The organism is Nocardioides sp. (assembly GCF_034670285.1).
Lineage (GTDB): Bacteria > Actinomycetota > Actinomycetes > Propionibacteriales > Nocardioidaceae > Nocardioides.
The window spans coordinates 1-4,966 of record NZ_JAXMNS010000292.1; the positions used below are offsets into that span (position 1 = coordinate 1).

The 4,966-nt window shown below is 72.4% G+C and carries 4 protein-coding genes and 1 pseudogene; 3 read left to right on the forward strand and 2 right to left on the reverse strand.

The window, feature by feature from the left end:
* Positions 1–513: transketolase C-terminal domain-containing protein (locus VOI19_RS14140; RefSeq protein WP_323793605.1), on the forward strand; the 513-nt coding region annotated here is incomplete at its 5' end.
* 11 nt (positions 514–524) lie between these two features.
* Positions 525–2,000 carry a dihydrolipoamide acetyltransferase family protein gene (locus VOI19_RS14145; RefSeq protein ID WP_323793606.1) on the forward strand — a complete coding sequence of 492 codons (1,476 nt, stop codon included), beginning with the start codon at positions 525–527 and terminating at the stop codon, positions 1,998–2,000.
* A 61-nt stretch (positions 2,001–2,061) separates the two neighbouring features.
* Here VOI19_RS14145 and VOI19_RS14150 read toward each other — a convergent pair whose 3' ends face one another.
* Both VOI19_RS14150 and VOI19_RS14155 read right to left on the reverse strand, forming a co-directional pair.
* Entirely contained in the window at positions 2,062–2,865 is an 804-nt protein-coding gene (locus tag VOI19_RS14150) for an SDR family oxidoreductase (protein WP_323793607.1), read from the reverse strand.
* Between the two features lie 32 nt (positions 2,866–2,897).
* Positions 2,898–4,370, reverse strand: coding sequence for a carboxyl transferase domain-containing protein (locus VOI19_RS14155; protein WP_323793608.1), 1,473 nt, complete (start codon positions 4,368–4,370; stop codon positions 2,898–2,900).
* Between the two features lie 105 nt (positions 4,371–4,475).
* On the opposite strand from VOI19_RS14155, the pseudogene VOI19_RS14160 reads away from it, so the two are divergent.
* Positions 4,476–4,966 (forward strand): annotated as a pseudogene (locus VOI19_RS14160) (hypothetical protein); the annotation flags it as partial.

The window sequence follows — 4,966 nt, forward strand, 5'->3', positions numbered from 1 at the left end:
CAGCAGGCCATCGCCTCCGACGACCCGGTCATCTTCCTCGAGCCCAAGCGGCAGTACCACGCCGACAAGGCCGAGCTCGACGAGTCGCAGACCCTGGCCGACGTCGCGCCGCTGTTCACCTCGCGCATCGTGCGCTCGGGGGCCGACGCGACGCTGCTGGCCTACGGCCCGACCGTCAAGACCGCGCTCAAGGCCGCCGAGGCGGCCGCCGGCGAGGGGCGCTCGCTCGAGGTCATCGACCTGCGCACGCTCTCGCCGCTCGACATGGCTCCGGTCTACGACTCCGTGCGCCGCACCGGTCGCGCGGTCGTCGTCCACGAGGCGCACGTCAACCTCGGTCTCGGCTCCGAGCTGTCGGCCCGGATCTCCGAGGAGTGCTTCTACTCCCTCGAGGCGCCGGTGCTGCGGGTCGGTGGCATGGACACCCCCTACCCGGCGTCGCGGATCGAGGAGGACTACCTCCCCGACCTCGACCGGGTGCTGGACGCCGTCGACCGCTCGTTCGGATTCTGAGGAGCACTGACATGCCCGAATACAAGCTGCCAGACGTCGGCGAGGGCCTCACCGAGGCCGAGATCGTCACCTGGAAGGTGAAGGTCGGCGACGTCATCGCCATCAACGACATCGTCGTGGAGATCGAGACCGCCAAGTCGCTCGTCGAGCTGCCGTCGCCGTACGCCGGCGAGGTCACCGCGCTGCTCGTCGCCGAAGGGGAGACCGTCGAGGTCGGCACGCCGATCATCGCCATCGGTGAGCCCGCCTCCGGCGACGCGTCCGCCCCGAAGGCCACCCCCGACGAGGCTGCCGACAAGGCTTCCGACAAGGCTTCCGACATGGAGATCGACCTCTCCAACCCTGCTGCCAGTGGTGGCGGTGAGGGCGAGAGCCTCGTCGGTCGCAACAAGGCCGATCGCGGCCCGACCCGTCGCGCCCGCAAGGCCGCTGAGGTGCCGGCCGCCAAGGCAGCGCTCCAGGGAGCCTTCGCCGCCGGCGACGCCGCCGACGTGACGGTCCCCGTCGAGGAGGACGTGACCGACGAGCCGGCCGTGCCGGCCCAGGCCGCCCGCGTCGTCGAGGCGCGCGACCCCGGCACCGTGCGAGTGCTGGCGAAGCCGCCCGTGCGCAAGCTCGCCAAGGACCTCGGCGTCGACCTCACCACGCTCGTCGCGACCGGTCCCAACGGCACGATCTCGCGAGCTGACGTGGAGTCGGCTCACAGCGGGGCAGGAGGGGGCACCAACGGCGCCGCGCCCACGACGCCCGCGAGCAGGCCCGCCGCCACCGGCGAGCGTGAGACGCGCGAGCCGATTAAGGGCGTGCGCAAGATGATGGCCGGTGCCATGGTCGGCTCCGCCTTCACCGCGCCCCACGTCACCGAGTGGGTCACCTTCGACGCCACTGCCACGGTCGAGCTGGTCGAGCGCCTCAAGACGCGGCGCGAGTTCCGCGACCTCAAGGTCTCGCCGCTGCTGGTGCTCGCCAAGGCCGTGCTGCTGGCCATGCGCCGGGCACCGGAGATCAACTCCTACTGGGACGACGCCGCGCAGGAGGTCGTCTACAAGCACTACGTCAACCTCGGGATCGCCGCCGCCACCCCGCGTGGGCTCGTGGTGCCCAACGTCAAGGACGCCGACCAGCTCTCGCTGGTCGAGCTCGCCGAGGCGCTCGGTGCGCTCACCGCGACGGCTCGCGAGGGCAAGACGCAGCCGGCCGAGATGGCCGACGGCACCTTCACGATCACCAACGTGGGCGTCTTCGGCGTCGACGCCGGAACCCCGATCATCAACCCCGGTGAGTCGGCGATCCTGTGCTTCGGCGCGATCAAGAAGCAGCCGTGGGTGGTGTCGACCGCCGACGGCGGCGACGAGATCGCCGTCCGACACGTGACGACGCTGGCGCTGAGCTTCGACCACCGTCACGTCGATGGCGAGAAGGGCTCACGCTTCCTCGCCGACGTCGCGGGCATCCTGGAGGACCCCGCCTCGGCGCTGCTCTTCTGACCTCGAGAGCGAGTTGACGATGGGGGCAGTCACCGGACCGTTGCGTCCGTGAGGCGAGGCCTCAGGGCTCGACGGGCCCGATCTCCCAGCCCTCCGGGCTGATCGGGTGCAGGATCGCGTCGGTGCCACCGTCGATGAAGAGGCAGCTGCCGACGATCAGTGAGGCAGCATCCGAGAGCAGGAACGCGATCGGGGCGGCGATCTCCTCCGGGCGTCCGTCGCGACCGATGGCGGTCGGGTAGGAGTCGCCGAGCGGCCCGAAGACCGGGTCTGCGGCCATCTCGGCGGTCATCGCGGTCTCGACCTTGCCGGGGGCGACCGAGTTGAGGCGGATGCCGGCGCCGATCCACTCCGGCTTCACGCCCTCGCGACGCGCCCACCAGGCCAGCGCGGCCTTGGTCGAGGGGTAGATCATCACCGCCTCCGTCGCAGCCGCGGCGGCGCGGGCGGCGTCCTCGTCCTCGCGCAGGCAGAGGGTGGCGACCTCGGCGTTCCAGCCGGGCATGCCGGTGATCGAGTTGGAGGCCAGGAAGACCACCGACGACTGACCGGCCGCCACCAGCTGCGGCTGCAGGCCGCGCACGAGCGCGATCGCGCCGAAGAAGTTGACCGAGGTGACCAGGGCGGGGTCGCTGCCGGTGAAGCCGCCGAGCCCCGCCGCGGGCACCAGCCCGTGCACCACGTCGGTGAGGGCCTGGACACCGGCCACGGCTTCGGCGCGACCGTCGGGGTGGGACAGGTCGGCGTTCACGTCGGCCTGGTGCCGGTCGACGGTGATCACCCGGTCACCCTGGGCGCGGAGGAATGTGGTGGTCGCGGCGCCGATGCCGCTGGCCGCGCCGCTGACGACGTGCGTGCGAGTCATGCGGTCACACTAGAACACGTTCTACCAGGGGGCTACACGTAGCGGCGGGCCCGATCCGCCGGGCTGCCCGCACCTGAGCGCAGCAGCGACGACAGCTCGTGCTCCAGCACGGCGCCGACGCGACGGCAGAACTCCTCCGGCTCGTCGGCGGCATCGGGGTGCTCGCCGACGATCCGGTCGACGACGCCGAGGCGGTGCAGGTCGATCGCGCGCACCTGCTGCTGCCGGGCCATCTCGGGGGCGTGGTCGAGGTCGCGGTGCACGATCGCGCTGGCGCCCTCGGGCGGCAATGGCGAGAGCCAGGCGTGCTGAGCAGCGATCACGCGATCGGCCGGCAGGAACGCCAGGGCCCCTCCGCCGTTGCCCTCGCCGAGCATCAGGCACAGGGTCGGGGCATCGAGGGAGACCAGCTCGGCGAGGCAGCGTGCGATCTCACCAGCCAGTCCGCCGTTCTCCGCCTCGGGCGAGAGCGCGGCGCCCTGGGTGTCGATCACGGTCACCAGCGGCAGCCCGAGCTCGGAGGCGAGTCGGAAGCCGCGCCGCGCCTCACGCAGCGCCTGCGGCCCCATCGGGTGGTCGGCGGTCTGCCCGCGCCGGTCCTGGCCGAGGAAGATGCACGGCGCCGTGCCGAAGCGGGCCAGCGCGATCAGCAGGCCGGGGTCCTGCTCGCCCTGCCCCGTCCCGTTGAGCGGTACGACGTCGCTGGCGGCGTACTTGAGCAGCCGGCGGACCCCGGGGCGGTCAGGTCGGCGCGAGCGGGTGACGGCGTCCCAGGTCTCGACGTCCGGGACCTCCTCCTCGGCCGGGGCAGGCAGCACCGGGACCCCCGACCGCGGCGCCATCAGGATGTTGAGCGCCCGGTCGAGGAGCTCGCTGATCTCCTTCGGCGCGACGACCCCGTCGATGATGCCGTGGGCGTAGAGGTTCTCCGAGGTCTGCACGCCCTCGGGAAACTCCTTGCCGTAGAGGGCGGAGTAGACGCGCGGGCCGAGGAACCCGACCAGGGCGCCGGGCTCGGCCACGGTCACGTGGCCCAGCGAGCCCCACGAGGCCATCACACCGCCGGTCGTGGGGTGGCGCAGGTAGACGAGGTAGGGAAGCCCAGCCGCCTTGTGTGCCGCGACCGCCTGCGAGATCCGCACCATCTGCACGAAGGCGGGCGTGCCCTCCTGCATGCGGGTGCCGCCGCTGACCGGAGCGGCGACGAGCGGCAGCCCGGCCGCGGTGGCCCGCTCGATGCCGGCCACGATCCGGTCGGCCGACGCGCGTCCGATGGAGCCGGCGAGGAACCCGAACTCACCCACCAGCACGCCGACCCGGCGTCCGTGCAGGCTTGCCTCCCCGGTGAGCACCGACTCGTCCTCGCCGCACTTCTCGGCCGCTGCGGCGAGCTCGGCGGCGTACGTCTCGGAGATCTCGCCCCGCACCGGCGGGGTGTCCCACGACGTCCAGGAGTCGTCGTCGAGCACCAGGGCGATCAGGTCACGGGCGGTGAGTCGGGCCATGGACGCTGACGCTAGCGGCTCCGCGCCTCGCCCGTGGCTGCCCCGAGGGGAGTGGCCTGTGGAGGACGCCTGCACCGACACGCGTCGGTCGGGCACGATCGCGCCATGTCGGTGGCGCAGGTGGTCGTGCAGTCGGGCGGGTTCGCCACCCGCGCGGCCCTGGTCGCCGCCACCTCCCGCGCCGAGGTCGACCGAGCGCTCGGGGCGGGCGAGAGGGAGGTGCTGCACCAGCCCGCCCGCCCGCACGTGACGGTGCCGCGTGGACGCAAGGTCGCGCCCACGCGGCGCGAGGGCATCGACGTCCACTACCTCGATCTCGAGCCGGGACAGGTGGTCGACGCCATTGCCACCGACGTCGAGACGACCTTGCTGTGCTGTCTCACCAGACTCCCGCGGCCCGATGCCCTGGCGGTCGCGGACTCCGCCCTCCGACACGGGGTCTCGCCGGGCACGCTCAAGCGGGTGGCGCAGATGGCTCAGGGCCCTGGCTCCAGGCAGGCCCGCTGGATCGCCGAACGCGCTGACGGCGACGCTGCCAACCCGTTCGAGTCGGCGTTTCGCGACATCGGCTTCGACGTGCCGGGGCTGCGGCTGGT